The sequence below is a fragment of the Paenirhizobium daejeonense genome (genome assembly GCF_014280875.1).
GTDB lineage: Bacteria > Pseudomonadota > Alphaproteobacteria > Rhizobiales > Rhizobiaceae > Allorhizobium > Allorhizobium daejeonense.
Map to the genome: position 1 here is coordinate 355521 of NZ_JACLAL010000002.1, position 17698 is coordinate 373218.

Genomic DNA, 17698 nt, shown 5'->3' on the forward strand with positions numbered 1-17698 from the left:
TTATCCTCCGATCCTGTCGAGACTGGCGAGGTCGGGCAAATCGAAAATGGAGAAATCCGGTTTCTCGGCCGGAGCGGTGGTGCGAATGCCGGCGCGAAGCTTGGCCGACCGAGCCCGCGGATTGATTTCGGCTTCTGCTTCGCTGGCGGAAACCATGCCCTTGCCGACAGGCTCGAAGATCGCCGCCTTCGCCGTCACCATAGGCATGTGGCGCGAACCGGAAGCCTTACCCGAACGCTCGGAGAAGAACTTTTTGACGATCCGGTCTTCCAGCGAATGGAAGGTGACAACCACCAGTCGCCCGCCCGGCTTCAAAGCCCTTTCGGCAGCAAACAGCGCCTGGGCAAGTTCGCCGAGTTCATCATTGACGAAGACGCGCAGCGCCTGAAAGACGCGCGTCGCCGGATGGATCTTGTCCTTGGCTTTGCGCGGCGTCACGATCTCGATCAGCCCGGCGAGATCCCGCGTAGTGCGGAACGGCTCGTTCGTCCGACGCTTTTCGATAGCGCGCGCAATGCGGCCCGCCTGTTTCTCTTCCCCGAGAAAACCGAAAATGCGAATGAGATCGCCGACCTTCGCGCGGTTGACGACATCGGCAGCCGACACCCCCGCCCCCGACATGCGCATGTCGAGCGGTCCGTTTTTCTGGAAGGAGAAGCCGCGCTCGGCTTCATCGATCTGCATCGAGGAAACGCCGATATCGAGAACGACGCCATCGAGCCCAGCAGCCGGCGCGAAATCGGCCAGTCGGGAAAACGGCGTATGATGCAGCACAAGATGGCCGCCCCGTGCATCGACAAGGGCCTGACCAGCGGCGATCGCCGTCGGATCGCGGTCGAGCGCGATCACGTCGGCACCAGCATCGAGAATGGCCGACGTATAGCCGCCGGCACCGAAGGTACCATCGAGAATGACTTTGCCGGAACGGGGCTCGAGCGCATCGAGCACTTCGCTGAGAAGAACCGGAATGTGGCGAACCGGTCCGCCTTCGGCTTCAGTTGAACCTCCGCCTGAATTCGCCACCATTCCGTTTCCCCGTTCTATGGAGTCCGCAGCCCTCGCAGTCTGCGCTCCTCTCTTGCCGCCGCCTGCATTTCCTGAAACGCCTGCGGCTGCCAAAGCTGAAAGTGATCCGAGCGCCCGACGAAACACACTTCCGTCGTGATGCCCGTAAAGTCCCGAATGAAATCCGTGACCATCAGACGCCCTTCGGCGTCGAGTTTCATGAAGACACCACCACCGTGAACCAGCAGCGACATCTCGTTCCCCTCCCGGGAAAACGGATCCTCGTTCGCGATCTGTCGCTCGTACCGCTCCAGGACATCCAGCCCACCGACACTGATCGCCGGAAACACGAAATCCTGAAAGCAGTAAAGCTCCTGAATATCGCGTTGCGCGAGCACGGAACGAAACACCGCCGGAACAGACACCCGCCCCTTCGCATCGATCCTGTTTGTCGCATTGGACAGGAAGCGGTTCATGACAATCGACCGCCACTCCCTTGAAGCGAGAGCCGACAGACAGCCCTCCAGAACTCGAAAACCCGACCGCCACAGATGCCTCAGGTCCGCAAGCCGAACCCCACCCCGCTTGCGCGGCCAGCTCGCCTCCGACCTTGAAATTCCGGACCTTCATCGGCCCCTCAACGGTATGCGAATGGGATAACATGGGACAACATGGGCGTCAATGGGACGAGGCTTTTCCGATCCCCTTCGGGATTCAAATATTGATAAGCGGTTAAGCTTAACGAATAGTTAGGAGAAGCCGCCGGCGGAGGCCTTTTTGATCCCGAAGCTTGATCGAGGCTGGAGACGAAAGCCTGCCAAATGCGACATTTTTTCAGCAGGTTAAATTGCCCTCGCCAATCATGGCGGAATGGGGCGGCGGGAAAATTGCCAGTTGGCCTGTAAGCCGGGTTCTGTATGGCTCCGGTCGCCCGGAACGTGGCAGCCATTCATCTGGGACAGCGTTTGCACGCTGCCTCACGCAACCCACCCGGATGACTGGCCCGGAAACAGGCTGTAGACGCTTGCGCGCCCCGCGTCATCCCTATTCGGTCTTGCTCCCGGTGGGGTTTACCGTGCCGTCCCTGTCACCAGCGACGCGGTGGGCTCTTACCCCACCCTTTCACCCTTACCCTGCATGCAGGGCGGTTTGCTTTCTGTGGCACTTTCCCTGAGGTCGCCCTCGCCGGACGTTATCCGGCACCGTATTTCCGTGGAGCCCGGACTTTCCTCACCTTACCGCCTTTCGGCATTGGTAAAGCGCGGCTGCCCGGCCAACTGGCACCGCGTCCTTAGACGAGCAGGCTCGCGATTGCCACCAAAAATGCGGGCACCAACAACAGAAAGAGGCCTTCTCCGGACGATCAGAGGAAAACCGGCGTAAAAACCGGATCATAGGCTTCATCCACGATCCGCCCGTGAAGCATCAACTCGGCACCCAGTCGCCCGATCTCGTCGGAACTCTTGGCAGCAGCGCCACACCCACCGGTGAGCACCGCGATCCTGTCGCGCGCAAAACCGATCGCGGGGTAATTGCCGGGCGTGAAGGACGTGACGCAGACGCCCATTGTCACCGGTGCTTCGGCAAGCCCCGGCACAAGCCCGTCAAGGATACGCTTGAGATGCCGACGCGTCGCCTCCCGACCGCCGCCACGGAACCAGGCGCGAATATCGGGCTCGGTCGCAAGACGCAGGTCATCAGGATCCCCGCCGATTTTCAGATAGGTCTTGCCATCGGGGTAACGCACCGGCGGCAACAGATAGATGTGATCCAGGGGTTCCTCGGGCTGATGGATCAGCGACGGCATGCCTGCATAGGCGCCGAGATCGGCCTCCGCGATCTCGAAAAAGGCGACGGTTCGCCCATAAACCTTCAGATCAAGCGGCCGCGGCAAGAGATTCTTGGCAATGGAAAATCCACCTGCCGCCACCAGCACCCGCTCGCCCCGGACCTCATGGCCTCCGGCCGTCGTCACGACGACCCCTCCGTCCGCTTCCCGCACTGTAACTGCCGTATCAGCAATCAGCTCGGCTCCGGCTTTCCGGGCGAGCTTCGATTGCGCTTCGACCAGCCGGCGCGGATTGACGTAACCCGCATTCGCCGCCTCGTAGACCCCTTCGCATCCCACGCCGAAACTGAAATAGCCGAAACGTTCGGACAGAGTTGTATCGGACAGGATCTCGACAGGCACGCCAAGTGCTTCAGCAGCACCACAGACATTGCCGACATAGGGATCGACCCCGCCCCGCTTCGGCCCGACGATCAGGCAGCCCGTCTCATGATAGAATTCGACGCCGCTCTCCCGGGTGATCTCCGCGTAACGGGCGATCGAGCGGTTAGCGAGCCTCGCCCAGACCGGATCGGGGTCGATGGTTCGGGTGATCCGTGCCTCGTCGTAATGGCTCGCGAAAACACCGTCATGGCTTGAGACATCGGCCGGTTCGTCCGGTCCGATCAGGACGACGCCGTCCGTCTGCGAGGCAAGATGGCGGGCCGCTGCGGCACCCATCATGCCGCGACCGATGACGATATGCCTGTAGCTTCCAACCATGTCGCGCCCCTGCCTTAAATTGCGCAATTATCGATAGTTTTCAAAATCCTGCGGATGCAGGCGGAATCATTTTCACAAAAATACCGGCCGAAGTTCCTCGGCAAAATCGCTCTCCGACAAAGCGCCATCGATAATCAACCGTGCGCCCAGTCGTCCCAGTTCATCCGAACATTTCGCGGCAACGAAATTGCCGCCGGTCAGCACCGCGACATCCGGCGAGGAGGTAAATCCAATATAGGGATAGGTGGTGCGAGTGAACGACGCAATGCAGGCCCCGCTCGTCGTCGGCGCACCCTCAAGCCCCGGCATGAGCGACACAGCGATACGTTCGAGCTTGCGGGCTTCCTCGACATCGCCATCCGAACGGAACCAGCCGCCGATGGATGGAAGATCCTCGAACGCCGTCTTCTCGCTGTCGCCGCCGATCTTCAGGTAAATCTTGCCGTCGGGATAGCGCACCGGGGGAAGAATGTAGACAAGATCCTCATCCCGCTCGGCGAAGACCACCGTCGACGGCATGGCCGAAAATTCCGCCTGCCGTCTCTCGTCCAGTTCGAAGAAGACGATGGTGCGCGCCGTCGCGCGCATGTCGACCGGCTGCGGCAACAGCCCGCAGAGATTGGTGAAACCACCAGCCGCGACCAGCACCTTGCCCGCCGTATAGGCTCTGCCCCCGGCCGTCCGCACCTCGACACCTGCAGCACCCGGCAGAACGGCAACCGCCGTTTCAGCAACGAGCCGCGCGCCCTGGCGCTCAGCCATCAAAGCCTGCGCACGCACGAGCGCCCGCGGATTGACGTATCCGGCATTGCGCCGCTCGTAATAACCGGAATGCCCCTCGGGGAAACGCATGTGTGGAAAACGTGCCGCCAGTTTTTCAGAAGCGATCACCTCGACATCGAGGTTCAAATGCTTCGACACGGCGACCGCCCGGGCCATATAGCCCTGCTCGCCCGGCAGCGGCGTGGAAAACAGGCAACCCGCCTCGGTATAGAAACGGATCCCGCTCCGGCTCTCCAGTTCGTCGTAACGTTCGATGGAACGTGAAGCGAGCTGGCTCCACACCGGATTATCGTCGAAAGTGCGGGTAATCCGGGCCTCGTCGTAGTGGCTGGCGAAAACACCTTGATGCGCCAGCCGGTCGGCAGGCTCTTCCGGGCCGATCAGCGCGACCCGTTTGCCTTCCAGCGTGAGGTGGCGAGCCGCCGCGGCCCCCATCATGCCCCGTCCAATGACGATAAACTCGAAATCCGTTGCCATGCACTTACCCTCGTTTCCAGGGTTCTCGATAGCATGGCAAACATTCGCTTGCACGTCGTTGTCGCATCGTGATTACAGGGAGCCGATCAGCGCCTGAACCTTGCCGCAGTAGCGCTTGGAAACCGGATTCATGCGTTTAGCGCCGTGACCGGCATTATACTTCAGAATGGTGGAACAGGTCCGGCCATCGCCGAGTTCATGGGCCATCGACAGATATTTCATTCCATAGCGAATGTTGGTCTCTGGATCGTAGAGGCCCTTGCTCGACCCGGAATATCCCATCATGCGGGCGGTCGTCGGCTTGATCTGCATGAGGCCGATCTCACCGGCGCCGCCGCGTGCCTTCGGATTGAAGTTGCTCTCGATGCGCACCACAGCATGGGCAAGCGCGACCGGAACCCCGTAGGTCTTGGCATATTTGGAAATAAGGCTGGTATAGGGACTGTTGGAAAAGGAAGGCGCTGCATATCCGGCTTCGGTCGTCGTCTTCTTGAAGGGAAGCTTGAATGTTTGCTGCCCTTGTTCCTTGTCGCGAGCGGATGCCGCCATGGAAGAGGACAAAAGAATAGCAAGGCATGCCGCAGCAGCAACAACTCGTCTTATCATGTGGAAGTTCAGTCTCCGAACCAGAATGGCAAGGCGGACCGTCCTTTTGGGACGCAAATCTACCCTGTTCACCTGTCCTGTCGGATCAGGCGCCGCACTTGCCCTCATCGTTGATATTTGCGATCGCAATCCGCTTTTGCGGGATACAGCGCCGCTGTTCAATGCGATCTTTAGAACGTCGAAATTGGGAATTCGTGTGGCGACGCAACAAATTGGCGTTTCGCGCGTTAAAAGGCGTCCGCAAAACGGAGCGCCCGTACCGCCCGTTTCAGGCGTATCGCGGCAGCGTGGAAAGCAGCCTGTGCAGCGTCTCGATAGTGGACATATCGGCGACGCCGTCCACCAGCGCGGGGCGGAAATGCCGCTGGAAAGCAGCGACCGCGCCTTCGGTCTTTTCCGAATATTCGCCGGTGATATCAATGTCATAGCCGTAGAGCGACAGCATCGACTGCAACGCCTCTATCGGCTGCCCGCTTTCTCCCTTCTGGAAGAAGCGTCCGCCGGAGACTGGCACCGGCTCGACGAAATGGCCGACGCCCGCGACGTGGAGCTTGCCCCAGGGGAAATTTTCACCTGGATCGACCTTGCGAACCGGGGCCACATCGGAGTGCCCTAGCACCCGTTCAGGCCGGATATCGAGCCTCTGGCCGCAATCGCGACACAATTCGATGACGGCTTCGATCTGCGCATCCCCAAACGCCGGAAGGCCGGCAGGATGACCGGCATTGGCGATCTCGATACCGATGGAACGCGAATTGATGTCGGTTTCGCCAGCCCAGAAGCTCTTGCCGGCATGCCACGCGCGGCGCTCCTCCGGCACGAGTTGCACCACTCGGCCGTCCTCGTGCACGAAGTAGTGGCTCGACACCTGACTTTCAGGACTACAGAGCCAGGCGAGAGCCCCCTCTTCCGAGGGCATGCCCGTGTAGTGCAGCAGGATGATATCAGGACGAACACCATCGGGACGCTCGCCATGGTTGGGCGAAGGCAGCACACAGGCTGCCCGGTAATCGGCATTAAAGAGGCTCATGCGGCGCGACGTGCTTTCTCGATCGCGGAATAGGCGGCGTTGAACTTCGCCATGCGGTGATTGGCAACCGCGTGAAACTCGGTCGGAATCCCCCGCGCATGCAGACGGTCGGGATGATGTTCGGCCGCCAACGCCCGGTAACGTTTGCGGATCGTTGCGAAATCATCGGACGGATCAACGCCGAGAACGCCGTAGGGATCGCCATCGAGATAAACGTGACGCTCGGTGATCATCTCGAAGCGCTCTTCCGACACGCCGAAGATCTCGGCGATGCGCGACAGGAAGGCGAGCTCCTTCTCGTGCAGCATGCCGTCAGCCTTGGCGATGTGGAACAGTGCATCGACGATGTCCTCAAGCACCGGGCACTGCTGGTCGCAAGTCCGGCAAAGGCCCGCCAGCTTCTGAGCATAGGCCTCGTAGCCGGCCACATCCTGACGGGCGAGGTTATAAAGTCGAGCAACGTTGCGCGCTTCTTCCGGCGGAAACTCGAAAATCTTGCGGAACGCGGCAACCTCGGCTTCGGATACGATACCATCAGCCTTGGCCATCTTGGCCGAAAGCGCGATGATTGCGACTGAGAAAGAAACCTTGCGTCGTGTTTCAGGATCGCCTTCGAAAGCAGTGCGTACCGCCTCGATCACCCCGGACAGCACACTGCCTGCCGCGTCGCTAACGGCGCCCAGCAAACGGTCCCACAACGATGCTATCTGTTCACAGGCGAAATCGAAGATCATGCAGTAGCATGACCAAATCCCTGCCGAAAAAGCAAGATGCGCACCCCTCCCCTTGCATTAAACTTTATTCACGTTCGGTTCCGAATAACTGAAGCAACAGACCGGCCCCTGACCTGAAAAGACGATCGAGAATATTCCCGAGACCAGCGCGCCAAATGCCCCTCGCCTTTTCCACAACACGCTTTACGCGCATGCCCGGTTTGAAACGATTATATTCGCACTTGCGGTAGCATTCCTTTTCCGAGGCATCGAAATGCCCGTATTTCTTGATTTTTTTGCTTTACAGCTTGCCCTGACTATCGCATCCATTCGCCCGGAAAAACGTTTTATTGACGGCTCCAGGGGATGCCGAAGGAGGACTGATGGCCAAACAGAAAGTTGCAATGTTGACCGCAGGCGGCTTGGCACCCTGTCTCTCGTCCGCAGTAGGCGGCCTGATGGAGCGCTACACCGATATCGCTCCGGACATCGACATGATCGCCTACAAGTCCGGCTTTCGCGGTCTCCTCATGGATTACAAGATCGAGATCACCCGCGAAATGCGCGAGAAGGCCCATGTCCTTCATCGCTACGGCGGCTCGCCGATCGGCAACAGCCGAGTCAAACTGACCAACACTGCCGACTGCGTGAAGCGCGGCCTCGTCAAGGAAGGCGAAAACCCGCTGCGCGTCGCCGCCGAGCGTCTTGCTGCCGATGGCGTCACCATCCTTCACACCATTGGTGGCGATGACACCAATACCACGGCAGCTGACCTTGCCGCTTATCTCGGCGCCAACGGCTATGACCTGACCGTCGTCGGCCTGCCGAAGACGGTCGACAACGACGTCGTGCCGATCAAGCAATCGCTCGGTGCCTGGACGGCAGCCGATGTCGGTGCCCGCTTTTTCGACCACGTCTCAAACGAGCAGAGCGCAGCGCCGCGTACGCTCGTCATCCATGAAGTCATGGGCCGCCACTGCGGCTGGCTGACCGCTGCGACCGCCCGCGCCTATATCCAGCGCACCAAGGGCAACGAATACATCGAAGGCTTCATGATGAATCAGGAGCTGAAGAACATTGATGGTCTCTACCTGCCGGAAACCCACTTCGACCTAGAAGCGGAAGCAGCCCGACTGAAGGAGATCATGGACCGCACCGGCTTTGTGACGCTCTTCGTCTCTGAGGGCGCCTGCCTCGAGGAAATCGTCGCTGACCGCGAAGCCGCCGGCGAGGAAGTCAAGCGCGACGCCTTCGGTCATGTGAAGATCGACACCATCAACGTCGGTTCCTGGTTCCAGAAGCACTTCGCCAAATTGCTCGATGCCGAACGCTCAATGGTTCAGAAGTCCGGTTACTACGCCCGCTCTGCCCCGGCGAACTATGACGACCTGCGTCTCATCCAGAGCATGGTAGACCTCGCCGTCGAAAGCGGCCTTAACAAGGTGTCCGGCGTGACCGGTCATGATGAGGATCAGGGCGGCAAGCTTCGGACCATCGAATTCCCCCGCATCAAGGGCGGCAAGGCCTTCGACCTGTCCACTCCTTGGTTCAAGGAAGTGATGGATCACCTGGGGCAGAAATACCGCCCGGCGCATTGACGGAGCCGGCGAAAGCTGGCTTGCTCTTTCCTCGGGAGGAAAGACTCATGTCGTTCGAACACTGGCTTGCTTTCGCCGCCGCCTCGGCCTTTTTCTTGGCAATTCCGGGGCCAACAACACTGCTCGTCGTGTCCTACGCGTTGGGACACGGCAGGAAGACGGCGCTTGCAACGGTGACTGGCGTGGCCCTGGGCGATTTTGTCGCAATGACGGGATCTCTTCTCGGGCTAGGAGCATTGCTCGCCGGTTCGGCGACCGCCTTCATGATCCTCAAATGGATCGGCGGCGCCTATCTGGTCTATCTCGGCATTCGTCTTTGGAGAGCGCCCGTCGGGGACAGCCCGATGGCGGACAACGACAATCTTCCGGAAGAGAAACCTTTTCGAATCATGGCGCACGCCTTCACGGTCACGGCGCTAAACCCGAAGAGCATCGTCTTTTTTGTCGCATTCCTGCCGCAATTCATGACACCGGCAGCGCCGTTTCTCGATCAGGTCATCATATTCGAGGGGACCTTCCTCGCTCTCTCGATGGTCGTCTGTCTAACCTATGTCGTGCTGGCAGACCGTGCGCGGCGCTTCATTCGGAAGCATTCTGTCAGAAAAGCCGTCAATCGGACGGGCGGAACTTTGCTGATCGCCGCCGGTGCAGTGACGGCAGGCTACCGCAAGATCGCCGCCTGAAGGCGGCAAGCTTGCCGCAATTCCGCCCATGCATTATGACACCAGAACGTTAACGGCGGCGCATGCGCGTTAACCGGTGTTTACTTTTACTTGGGATGTCGGGATGATCGCAAAAAGAGACCTGAGAGCAAACCTGGGTTTCGCCTCCATTCTGCTTGTCGGCCTTGCGGGTTGTACCAGCAGCATGGAAGACGCAGCCAAGCAGGAGCTCAAGGCCAATCCGGTCGCAGGTACAGCTGCTCCCGGCACACAGACTGCGGCAGCCACCACCACGATTGCCGACCTTACCCCGGTAGTTGATCCCAACGCCGCAAACGAACCGCCGCCGATCATTCCCGGTACACAGACGCCTGCCCCGATCCCGATCATGAAGGCCACAGCGCTGGCAACTGCTGCACAGACCATGCCGGCAGCACAGGCCATGGAACTGGTGGCGAACCAGCAGCGCGGTACGATCCAGACCGCCTCGATGCCGGAATCGCCCAACTTGGTGACTAGCCTGCCGGACACCGCGCCAGTGGCTGTGCCGACGATTCTGCCGGCTGAGGTAACGGAAGTCCAATCCATCGTACCGGCACAGAAGCCGGGCGGCGCGCTTGCTTATGCCGCCCCTTCCGGCAGCATGTCGCTTGCGGCGCTCGACAAACAGTTCGACGTTTCCCCGCCTGGACCGCCCCCAGTCATCGAAGAGCCGACGATGAAGCCCGCGACCACCGGTCCGACCGTGATCAACGCGCTGATCAAGAAATACTCGAAATTCTACGAGATGCCGGAAGCGCTGATCCACCGGGTCGTCAATCGCGAAAGCACCTATAATCCCGCTGCCTACAACAACGGTCATTACGGTCTCATGCAGATCAAGTATTCGACCGCCAAGTCCATGGGCTATGACGGCCCGGCCTCTGGTCTGTTCGATGCGGAAACCAATCTCAAATACGCAATCAAATACTTGAAGGGCGCATGGCTCGTTGCAGATAACAGCCATGACGGAGCGGTGCGCCTCTACTCGCGCGGCTATTATTACGACGCAAAGCGCAAGGGCATGCTCGACGTCCTCGATCCCTGAGCATCGGCAAACCGATAGCGGCAAATCCTACCGAAGGCCGTCCATGACCGCCTTCACCAGTTTCTGGGGCTGATAGCCAAGTTTCGACGGCGTCAATCCGAGCCGAACCACGATGAGGCGCTCGGAGGGAATTATGGTGGCGGATTGTCCGTCATGACCAAGCATCCAGTAAGCATCGGCGGGCAAGCCGAACGCTTCGTCGTCAACCACTCCCGGCCCCTCCTGCCACGCTTGTCCCTCGGTGAATCGTCCCTTCGAGGCCAATGTCGGCTGCTGCATCATCGCGACGTAGCCTTCCGGAAGAAGCCGGTCGCCGTTCCACACCCCATCCTGCAGCAGAAAGAGCCCGAAGCGCGCCCAGTCGCGCGCGGTCGCATAAACATAGGAACTGCCGACGAAGGTGCCGGCGGCATCGGCTTCCATCACGGCGCTTGTCATACCAAGTGGCGCAAATAATGCGGTCTTCGGATAATCAAGCGCCTCGACCGCATCGCCGATGCGGTCCATCCATATCCGCGAAAGAAGAACGCTGGAGCCGGAAGCATAATTGAATACCTCTCCCCGCCTCGCCACCAGCGACTTGTCGGCGACAAAGGCAGCCATATCAGGCTCAAGATAGAGCATGCGCGTGACATCGGCGACATCGCCATAGTCCTCGTTGAATTCCAGGCCGCTCTCCATACCCATCAGGTCACGCACGCGGATATCGGCCCTCTGGTCCTCCTTCCAGCCAGGGAACAACTCGCGGTCATCGAGCCCGATCTTTCCCTCGCCGACCAGCCGGCCAATGATCGCCGCATTGACGGTCTTTGCCATCGACCAGCCGAGCAACGGCGTTTCGACTGAAAAGCCCCTGCCATAAGTTTCTCCGGCAATACGGCCATCCTTGATAACGACGATGGCGCGCATGCCGGGACCGGCAAGAGAAGTATCCGCAAGCAGGGCGGCAATGGCGGGATTGGGGATATCGGCCCCCTCACCGGCAGGCCAGGCGGCATCCGAAACGGTCGGCCTTGCGCCCCGCGCAGTCGGCGGATCACTCTCCGCAAGTGTGGCGCCATCGGGTACGTTGGCGCAGCCGAGTCCATCCCTCCTCATGGCAGTGCTGGGAGCTATTGCACCGAGAAGGCGCGCGGTAACGGCTCCCGCATCCCGGTCCACATCGACATTGACCAGCTTGAGCAGAGGATGGCCGGGCGCCTGCACATCGACGGCGAGAACCTCTTCCGGTTCCCGACCGGCAAGAAAGACATTCGAGCAGACGACCTTCGCCGCATAGCCAGTACCGACAAGCAGCAGCGCCGGAGGCGAAAACGACAGCCAGAAGACAATTGCCGTAATGAACATGACGAAGGCAAGCACCAGCCCTCGGATGATCCTGCCAAACAATCGCATGCGCCTCCTCCCGATTGCCCGTCCATGCAATCAGGAAACATCCGATGGCGAAACCCCAAAAAGGGAGGGAGCAAACGGATCGTGCACGTTTTTCCGGCGTCACGAGCGAGCTTCGCGCAAGCGGACCGCGCACCCACAGCCCACGTCATCATACTGTTGCATCAGCGGGCTACACGCGCTCAACGTTCAATGGATGGCTAATGAACATGACCGACGTTGCACCGGATGCCCGCCTTCACAAAAACCGGAAACTCAAGAACGCTCTCCTCCAGCACAAGGCACTGACCAAGGACGGCCTGTCCGAACGGTTGTTCGGCATGCTCTTTTCCGGCCTCGTCTATCCGCAGATCTGGGAAGATCCCGAGGTCGATATGGAGGCAATGCAACTTGCCGAGGGTCATTCCATCGTCACCATCGGCTCCGGCGGCTGCAACATGCTGGCCTATCTCTCGCGCAGCCCTTCCAGCATCGATGTCGTGGATCTCAACCCCAACCATGTGGCGTTGAACCGCCTGAAACTTGCGGCCTTCCGCCACCTGCCCGACCACGCAGCCGTGGTGCATCATTTCGCCCAGGAGAACACCCGCTCAAACTCCCGCAGCTATGATCGCTTCATCGCGCCGAACCTCGATGCGCAGACGCGGGACTACTGGAACAAGCGCGGCGTCACCGGCCGTCGCCGCATCGCGGCCTTCAACCGCAACTTCTATCGCACCGGTCTGCTCGGCCGCTTCATCGGCGCAGGCCATATCGTTGCACGCCTGCATGGCGTCAAGCTGAACGATATCACCGAGACACGTTCGCTGCGCGAACAGCGCCAGTTCTTCGACGATCGCATCGCACCCTTGTTCGAAAAGCCACTGATCCGCTGGCTCACCGCCCGCAAGAGCTCCCTCTTCGGTCTCGGCATTCCGCCGCAGCAGTATGACGAGCTTGCCAGCATGTCCGAGGGCGGCACCATCGCCCCCGTGCTTCGCCACCGCCTCGAAAAGCTCGCCTGTCATTTCCCGCTGAAGGACAACTACTTCGCATGGCAGGCCTTCGCGCGTCGCTATCCGCAGCCCCATGAAGGCACCCTGCCGACCTATTTGAAACCGGAGCTTTATCCGGCGATCCGCGCCAATGCGAACCGGGTCACCGTTCATCACGCCAGCTTCACCGAACTGCTGGCGCAGAAGGCAGCTGCAAGCGTCGACCGCTATGTCCTGCTCGATGCGCAGGACTGGATGAACGACCGTCAGCTCAACGACCTCTGGGGCGAAATCACCCGCACGGCCGCTCCCGGCGCTCGCGTGATCTTCCGCACGGCGGCCGAAAAGAGCGTGCTGGACGGACGGCTTTCCGATACCCTGCTGGAACAGTGGACCTACCATGCCGAAAGGTCTTCGGAACTCAACAAACAGGACCGGTCGGCCATCTATGGCGGCTTCCACATCTACGAGAGAAAAGCCTGATGGTCGCCGAAGCCGGGCTCGATGCCGAACACGCTGAACGCATGGACAGCATGTATCGCTACCAGCGGCACATCTATGACCTGACGCGCAAATACTACCTGTTCGGCCGTGATCGCATGATCGCCCGGCTCGACGTCCCGCGCGAGGGCAGCCTGCTTGAAGTGGGCTGCGGCACGGGCCGCAACCTGCTTCTCGCCCATCGGCTCTATCCGACCGCCCGGCTCTACGGGCTTGATATCTCGGCGGAAATGCTCGTCTCCGCTCGTGCCAACTTCCGCGGAAAGCCGGCCGTACCGGTCCTTGCCGTGGCCGATGCCACGACCTTCACCGCAGGCGAATTCGGCGTTTCCGGCTTCGACCGGGTGATGATTTCCTACGCCCTGTCGATGATCCCGGACTGGGAAAAGGCAATCGATGCGAGCCTTGCGGCGCTGAAACCCGGCGGCTCCCTGCATGTGGTCGATTTCGGCCAGCAGGAAGGTCTTCCCGGCTGGTTCAAGCGCTTCCTCCAGTCTTGGCTCGACCGCTTCCACGTCACTCCGAGGGCTGACCTCAGACAGGCTCTGGAAGCACGACTTGAACGGCTCGGCGGGCGGCTGGAGTTCGAAACCATAGGACGCGGTTACGCCTGGCATGCGATAATTCGCATTTGACACAGCGTCTGACGGTTGAAAATAACGCATATTTAAGGATGATGGAGGCAAAAGGAGGTTAGCGCCTCTTTTGTATTTGCGTGTGCGCGCGCCGCATCAGGGGCATGACCTCGAATTCTATTTCACGGAATAACCATGCGGTGGCTTCTTCACGCCCTTCTGCCGGTCACGATCGCCCTCAGCGGTTGCACCTCGACCAGCTATGACTTCATGGAAACGGCCTCCATCAAGCAGCCCCGTTTCGAAGACAAGGACCCGCAGGACTTCGGCCCCAACAATCCCCAGCGACACAAGGTGCACGGTATCGACGTTTCGAAGTGGAACGGTGACGTGGACTGGCCGAAGGTGCGACAGTCGGGCGTTTCCTTCGTGTTTATCAAGGCGACCGAAGGCAAGGACATAGTCGATCCGAAGTTTGACGAATACTGGCGCAAGGCCCGCGCCGCCGGCCTGCCGCATGCGCCCTACCACTTCTACTATTTCTGCTCCACCGCCGATGAGCAGGCCGACTGGTTCATCCGCAACGTACCGAAGGAATCGATGCACCTTCCGCCGGTACTCGATGTGGAATGGAACCACACGTCGAAGACGTGCCAGTATCGTCCAAACTCGGAAACGGTGCGCAGCGAAATGAAGCGCTTCATGGACCGTATCGAGGCCTATTACGGCAAGCGCCCGATCATCTACACCTCGGTCGATTTTCATCGGGACAATCTCGCCGGCGCCTTCCAGGATTATCATTTCTGGGTTCGCGCGGTGGCGCAGCATCCGGAGGAAATCTATCCGGAGCGTCGCTGGGCCTTCTGGCAATATACGTCGACCGGCGTCATCCCCGGCATCAAAGGCGAGACCGATATCAACGTCTTCGCCGGCACCGAGAAAAACTGGAGAAAGTGGGTCGCGGCCGTGTCCAAATAGGATCGCGGCCTTCGATCTTCATCGCTGCGCCAATAAACTCAGCTAATCCTCTGCAATGCTGTAATTTTCCGGATGACGATCTCGTTTTCGTCAAAATGACGGGCATGATCGCAGCCGACCCGAAAAATTCAAGGATATGGATATGAAAGCCGCTCCCCGCCTCGCCCTTGCTCTTGCAGGCCTTCTCGCCACCACCGCTCCTTCGCTTGCCGCGGAATGCGGCGGCGACCTGCAGGCTTTCCTCGACGGCGTGAAGGCCGAGGCGATCGCGGCCGGAAGCTCGCCGGATGCCGCAACGCAGGCGCTGGCAGGTGCCGTGATCGACCAGAAGGTTCTCTCCCGCGACCGCGCACAGGGCGTGTTCAAGCAGACCTTCCTCGAGTTCTCCCAGCGCACCGTCAGCCAGGGCCGCCTCGATATCGGCCGCCAGAAGATGAAGCAGTATGCCGACGTCTTCGCCCGCGCCGAACAGGAATTCGGCATCCCCTCCGGCGTCATCACCGCCTTCTGGGCGATGGAAACCGACTTTGGCGCAGTACAGGGCGATTTCAACACCCGCAATGCGCTGGTGACACTCTCGCACGATTGCCGCCGCCCCGAACTCTTCCGTCCACAGTTGTTGGCTCTCATCAAGATGGTCGAGCACGGCGACCTCGACCCCTCCACAAACACGGGCGCATGGGCAGGCGAAATCGGTCAGGTGCAGATGCTGCCGAAAGACATCATCGCCTATGGTGTCGACGGGGATGGTGATGGTCATATCAACGTCAAGAAGAGCTCGCCTGATGCAGTCCTGACGGCCGCCAAGTTCATTCAGAGCCTCGGCTTCCAGCGCGGCCAGCCCTGGTTGCAGGAAGTCACCGTTCCGGAAAACCTGCCCTGGGAAAAAACCGGCTTCGACAGCGGCATGAAGGCCGGCGACTGGTTCGCCCTCGGCGTAAAGCCCCGCAACGGCGACACCAGCAACGCAGGTCTCGAAGGCGAACTGCTGCTACCGCAGGGTCGCAAAGGCCCGGCCTTCATGGCCTATCCGAACTTCAACATCTATCTCGAATGGAACCAGTCCTTCATCTACACCACGTCGGCTGCCTATTTCGCTACGCGGCTCATGGGCGCCGAACCGTACCTGAAAGGCAATCCGGAGCCGGGTATCAGCGATACGGAAATGAAGGCGCTTCAGACCAAGCTACAGCAGAAGGGCTATGACGTCGGCAAGATCGATGGCATTCTCGGCGGCGGTACCCGCATGGCCATCCAGAAGGAACAGCTTCGTCTCGGCCTTCCCGCGGACGGCTGGCCGACCCCGGCCTTCGTCGCCGCGTTCTGATCACAGCGGAACGAACGGTCCCGCGACTCAAGAAAGCCGGGTCGCAACAAACGGGTGGCGTGACGAACGCGCCATCCGTAGCTATGAAGCTCTGTCCAGAACCGGAGCTTCCGCATGAACGCCGTCTCACAGCAGAAAATGACGACCGCCACCTGGCTGATGCTTCTATTGCTCGGCCTGATCTGGGGCGGCTCATTCTTCTTCGCCCGCGTCGCAATCCCTCATGTGCCGCCGTTCACGCTGGTCTTCCTGCGCCTGTCGATCGCAGCGCTGGCGTTGCATATCTATCTGCACGGCAATCTGGACATCTACCGGCACCTGGCGGCGAACTGGCGTTCCTTCCTCGCGCTCGGCCTGATCAACAACGCCGTGCCCCATACGCTGATCTTTCTCGGCCAGACTCATATCGGCGCGGGGCTCGCCTCGATCCTCAACGCCACCACCCCCGTCTGGACCGTTATCATCGCCAACCGCCTGACTGATGACGAGAAACTGACCGGCACCAAGCTCGCCGGTTGCCTGACGGGCCTTCTCGGCACGATTGTCCTGATCGGCCCGAGCGCGCTTTCCACGAGTTCGATCCCGCTCTGGGCCGTCTGCCTGCCCATCCTCGCCGCCGTCTCCTACGGCTTTGCCGGCATCTACGGCAAACGCTTCAAGGGAATTCCCGCACCGGTCACGGCTACCGGCCAGTTGACGGCATCGTCGATCATCATGCTGCCGGCCTCGCTCCTCATCGACCACCCGTGGAACCTCGACATGCCGCCGGTCGGCGCACTCGCGGCAATCGGAGCGCTCGCCCTCATCTCCACTGCCTTCGCCTACATCCTGTTCTTCCGGATCATGGCGCGTGCCGGCGCCACCAATACGTCACTCGTCACCCTGCTCGTCCCGCCAAGCGCAATCCTGCTCGGCGCCCTCTTCCTCGACGAGCGCATGCATGCTACCGATATGGCAGGCATGGCTCTGATCGGTCTCGGATTGATCATTCTGGATGGCAGATTGGCCGCGCGATGGTCTAATGCGAGCGTCACGGCCAAATGACAGACACTGTCACGCATCAAAACGATCCCGTTTTTGCAAATCACGTTTGTTAAGCAATATTAACAGACGCTCACATTTCTCAAGACATTGATTTTATTCATTTTCGTGACCGGTGCGACAACTTATCCACTGGCCTGCACTGCGCTGCAGCACACAAAACGCTTTTCAACCGACACAAAACGGACATATTATCTAACGGTCAACACAAGGAGGCAGACATGGGACTGACCAATTCTCTCAATGTCCTGATCGTCGGTGCGGCGTTTGTGTTCATAGCGACGATGCTGTTCATCTGAGTTTTCATGGGTGAACCAACGGCCATCTTAAAGAGATCCCGAGAGGTCCGGCCAAGCCAGTGATGCTTTCCAAATTCAATAAGAAAGGCGCATGAACCG

The 17698-nt window shown here is 60.0% G+C and carries 16 protein-coding genes and 1 other RNA gene; 8 read left to right on the forward strand and 9 right to left on the reverse strand.

What is annotated here, in order from left to right; all coding sequences use genetic code 11:
- The 8 genes from rsmH to H4I99_RS05345 form a co-directional block, all read right to left on the reverse strand.
- Positions 1 to 1026 (reverse strand): 16S rRNA (cytosine(1402)-N(4))-methyltransferase RsmH, encoded by a 1026-nt coding sequence (rsmH, locus tag H4I99_RS05310; RefSeq protein WP_163899799.1) that lies wholly within the window; start codon positions 1024 to 1026, stop codon positions 1 to 3.
- Positions 1027 to 1040: 14 nt separating this feature from the next.
- Positions 1041 to 1481 carry a division/cell wall cluster transcriptional repressor MraZ gene (gene mraZ, locus H4I99_RS05315; RefSeq protein ID WP_163899801.1) on the reverse strand — a complete coding sequence of 147 codons (441 nt, stop codon included), beginning with the start codon at positions 1479 to 1481 and terminating at the stop codon, positions 1041 to 1043.
- A gap of 410 nt (positions 1482 to 1891) precedes the next feature.
- Positions 1892 to 2286: RNase P RNA component class A (rnpB, locus tag H4I99_RS05320), an RNA gene on the reverse strand.
- Between the two features lie 82 nt (positions 2287 to 2368).
- On the reverse strand, positions 2369 to 3556 hold the full coding sequence (locus H4I99_RS05325; protein ID WP_163899803.1) for an NAD(P)/FAD-dependent oxidoreductase: 1188 nt from the start codon (positions 3554 to 3556) through the stop codon (positions 2369 to 2371).
- 72 nt (positions 3557 to 3628) lie between these two features.
- Positions 3629 to 4816, reverse strand: coding sequence for an NAD(P)/FAD-dependent oxidoreductase (locus tag H4I99_RS05330; RefSeq protein WP_163899805.1), 1188 nt, complete (start codon positions 4814 to 4816; stop codon positions 3629 to 3631).
- A gap of 72 nt (positions 4817 to 4888) precedes the next feature.
- Entirely contained in the window at positions 4889 to 5422 is a 534-nt protein-coding gene (locus H4I99_RS05335) for a lytic transglycosylase domain-containing protein (RefSeq protein WP_163899807.1), read from the reverse strand.
- A gap of 268 nt (positions 5423 to 5690) precedes the next feature.
- Positions 5691 to 6452 (reverse strand): N-acetylmuramoyl-L-alanine amidase, encoded by a 762-nt coding sequence (locus H4I99_RS05340; protein ID WP_163899808.1) that lies wholly within the window; start codon positions 6450 to 6452, stop codon positions 5691 to 5693.
- Positions 6449 to 7186 (reverse strand): J domain-containing protein, encoded by a 738-nt coding sequence (locus H4I99_RS05345; protein ID WP_163899810.1) that lies wholly within the window; start codon positions 7184 to 7186, stop codon positions 6449 to 6451. The genes H4I99_RS05340 and H4I99_RS05345 overlap by 4 nt, the downstream gene beginning before the upstream one ends.
- A 362-nt stretch (positions 7187 to 7548) precedes the next feature.
- Between H4I99_RS05345 and H4I99_RS05350 the strand changes: the two genes are divergently transcribed.
- From H4I99_RS05350 to H4I99_RS05360, 3 genes are all read left to right on the forward strand, one after another.
- Complete coding sequence (locus H4I99_RS05350; protein WP_163899812.1) at positions 7549 to 8763, forward strand: pyrophosphate--fructose-6-phosphate 1-phosphotransferase; 1215 nt, start codon at positions 7549 to 7551, stop codon at positions 8761 to 8763.
- A 47-nt stretch (positions 8764 to 8810) separates the two neighbouring features.
- Positions 8811 to 9446, forward strand: coding sequence for a LysE family translocator (locus H4I99_RS05355; RefSeq protein ID WP_163899814.1), 636 nt, complete (start codon positions 8811 to 8813; stop codon positions 9444 to 9446).
- Between the two features lie 103 nt (positions 9447 to 9549).
- Entirely contained in the window at positions 9550 to 10512 is a 963-nt protein-coding gene (locus H4I99_RS05360) for a lytic transglycosylase domain-containing protein (protein ID WP_163899816.1), read from the forward strand.
- Positions 10513 to 10539: 27 nt separating this feature from the next.
- On the opposite strand, the gene H4I99_RS05365 is transcribed toward H4I99_RS05360, so the two are convergent.
- On the reverse strand, positions 10540 to 11907 hold the full coding sequence (locus H4I99_RS05365; RefSeq protein ID WP_163899818.1) for a serine hydrolase domain-containing protein: 1368 nt from the start codon (positions 11905 to 11907) through the stop codon (positions 10540 to 10542).
- Positions 11908 to 12113: 206 nt separating this feature from the next.
- Between H4I99_RS05365 and H4I99_RS05370 the strand changes: the two genes are divergently transcribed.
- The 5 genes from H4I99_RS05370 (at position 12114) to H4I99_RS05390 (ending at position 17303) form a co-directional block, all read left to right on the forward strand.
- Positions 12114 to 13361 (forward strand): BtaA family protein, encoded by a 1248-nt coding sequence (locus tag H4I99_RS05370; RefSeq protein ID WP_163905743.1) that lies wholly within the window; start codon positions 12114 to 12116, stop codon positions 13359 to 13361.
- Positions 13361 to 14014, forward strand: coding sequence for a class I SAM-dependent methyltransferase (locus tag H4I99_RS05375; RefSeq protein ID WP_163899820.1), 654 nt, complete (start codon positions 13361 to 13363; stop codon positions 14012 to 14014). Before H4I99_RS05370 ends, H4I99_RS05375 begins: the two co-directional genes overlap by 1 nt.
- A 135-nt stretch (positions 14015 to 14149) precedes the next feature.
- Positions 14150 to 14932 carry a glycoside hydrolase family 25 protein gene (locus H4I99_RS05380; RefSeq protein WP_163899822.1) on the forward strand — a complete coding sequence of 261 codons (783 nt, stop codon included), beginning with the start codon at positions 14150 to 14152 and terminating at the stop codon, positions 14930 to 14932.
- Positions 14933 to 15074: 142 nt separating this feature from the next.
- Positions 15075 to 16259, forward strand: a complete 1185-nt coding sequence (locus H4I99_RS05385) for a lytic murein transglycosylase (protein WP_244624921.1) — start codon at positions 15075 to 15077, stop codon at positions 16257 to 16259.
- Between the two features lie 114 nt (positions 16260 to 16373).
- Positions 16374 to 17303 carry a DMT family transporter gene (locus H4I99_RS05390; protein ID WP_163899825.1) on the forward strand — a complete coding sequence of 310 codons (930 nt, stop codon included), beginning with the start codon at positions 16374 to 16376 and terminating at the stop codon, positions 17301 to 17303.
- Positions 17304 to 17698: the final 395 nt, after the last annotated feature.

Bases quoted from the DNA above. Each gene is read 5' to 3' on its own strand.
- H4I99_RS05335 (WP_163899807.1), bottom strand. From the start codon at position 5,422: ATGATAAGACGAGTTGTTGCTGCTGCGGCATGCCTTGCTATTCTTTTG.
- H4I99_RS05370 (WP_163905743.1), top strand. From the start codon at position 12,114: ATGACCGACGTTGCACCGGATGCCCGCCTTCACAAAAACCGGAAACTC.
- H4I99_RS05380 (WP_163899822.1), top strand. From the start codon at position 14,150: ATGCGGTGGCTTCTTCACGCCCTTCTGCCGGTCACGATCGCCCTCAGC.
- H4I99_RS05360 (WP_163899816.1), top strand. From the start codon at position 9,550: ATGATCGCAAAAAGAGACCTGAGAGCAAACCTGGGTTTCGCCTCCATT.
- H4I99_RS05355 (WP_163899814.1), top strand. From the start codon at position 8,811: ATGTCGTTCGAACACTGGCTTGCTTTCGCCGCCGCCTCGGCCTTTTTC.
- rsmH (WP_163899799.1), bottom strand. From the start codon at position 1,026: ATGGTGGCGAATTCAGGCGGAGGTTCAACTGAAGCCGAAGGCGGACCG.
- H4I99_RS05330 (WP_163899805.1), bottom strand. From the start codon at position 4,816: ATGGCAACGGATTTCGAGTTTATCGTCATTGGACGGGGCATGATGGGG.
- H4I99_RS05345 (WP_163899810.1), bottom strand. From the start codon at position 7,186: ATGATCTTCGATTTCGCCTGTGAACAGATAGCATCGTTGTGGGACCGT.
- H4I99_RS05385 (WP_244624921.1), top strand. From the start codon at position 15,075: ATGAAAGCCGCTCCCCGCCTCGCCCTTGCTCTTGCAGGCCTTCTCGCC.
- H4I99_RS05325 (WP_163899803.1), bottom strand. From the start codon at position 3,556: ATGGTTGGAAGCTACAGGCATATCGTCATCGGTCGCGGCATGATGGGT.
- H4I99_RS05365 (WP_163899818.1), bottom strand. From the start codon at position 11,907: ATGCGATTGTTTGGCAGGATCATCCGAGGGCTGGTGCTTGCCTTCGTC.
- mraZ (WP_163899801.1), bottom strand. From the start codon at position 1,481: ATGAACCGCTTCCTGTCCAATGCGACAAACAGGATCGATGCGAAGGGG.
- H4I99_RS05390 (WP_163899825.1), top strand. From the start codon at position 16,374: ATGAACGCCGTCTCACAGCAGAAAATGACGACCGCCACCTGGCTGATG.
- H4I99_RS05375 (WP_163899820.1), top strand. From the start codon at position 13,361: ATGGTCGCCGAAGCCGGGCTCGATGCCGAACACGCTGAACGCATGGAC.
- H4I99_RS05340 (WP_163899808.1), bottom strand. From the start codon at position 6,452: ATGAGCCTCTTTAATGCCGATTACCGGGCAGCCTGTGTGCTGCCTTCG.
- H4I99_RS05350 (WP_163899812.1), top strand. From the start codon at position 7,549: ATGGCCAAACAGAAAGTTGCAATGTTGACCGCAGGCGGCTTGGCACCC.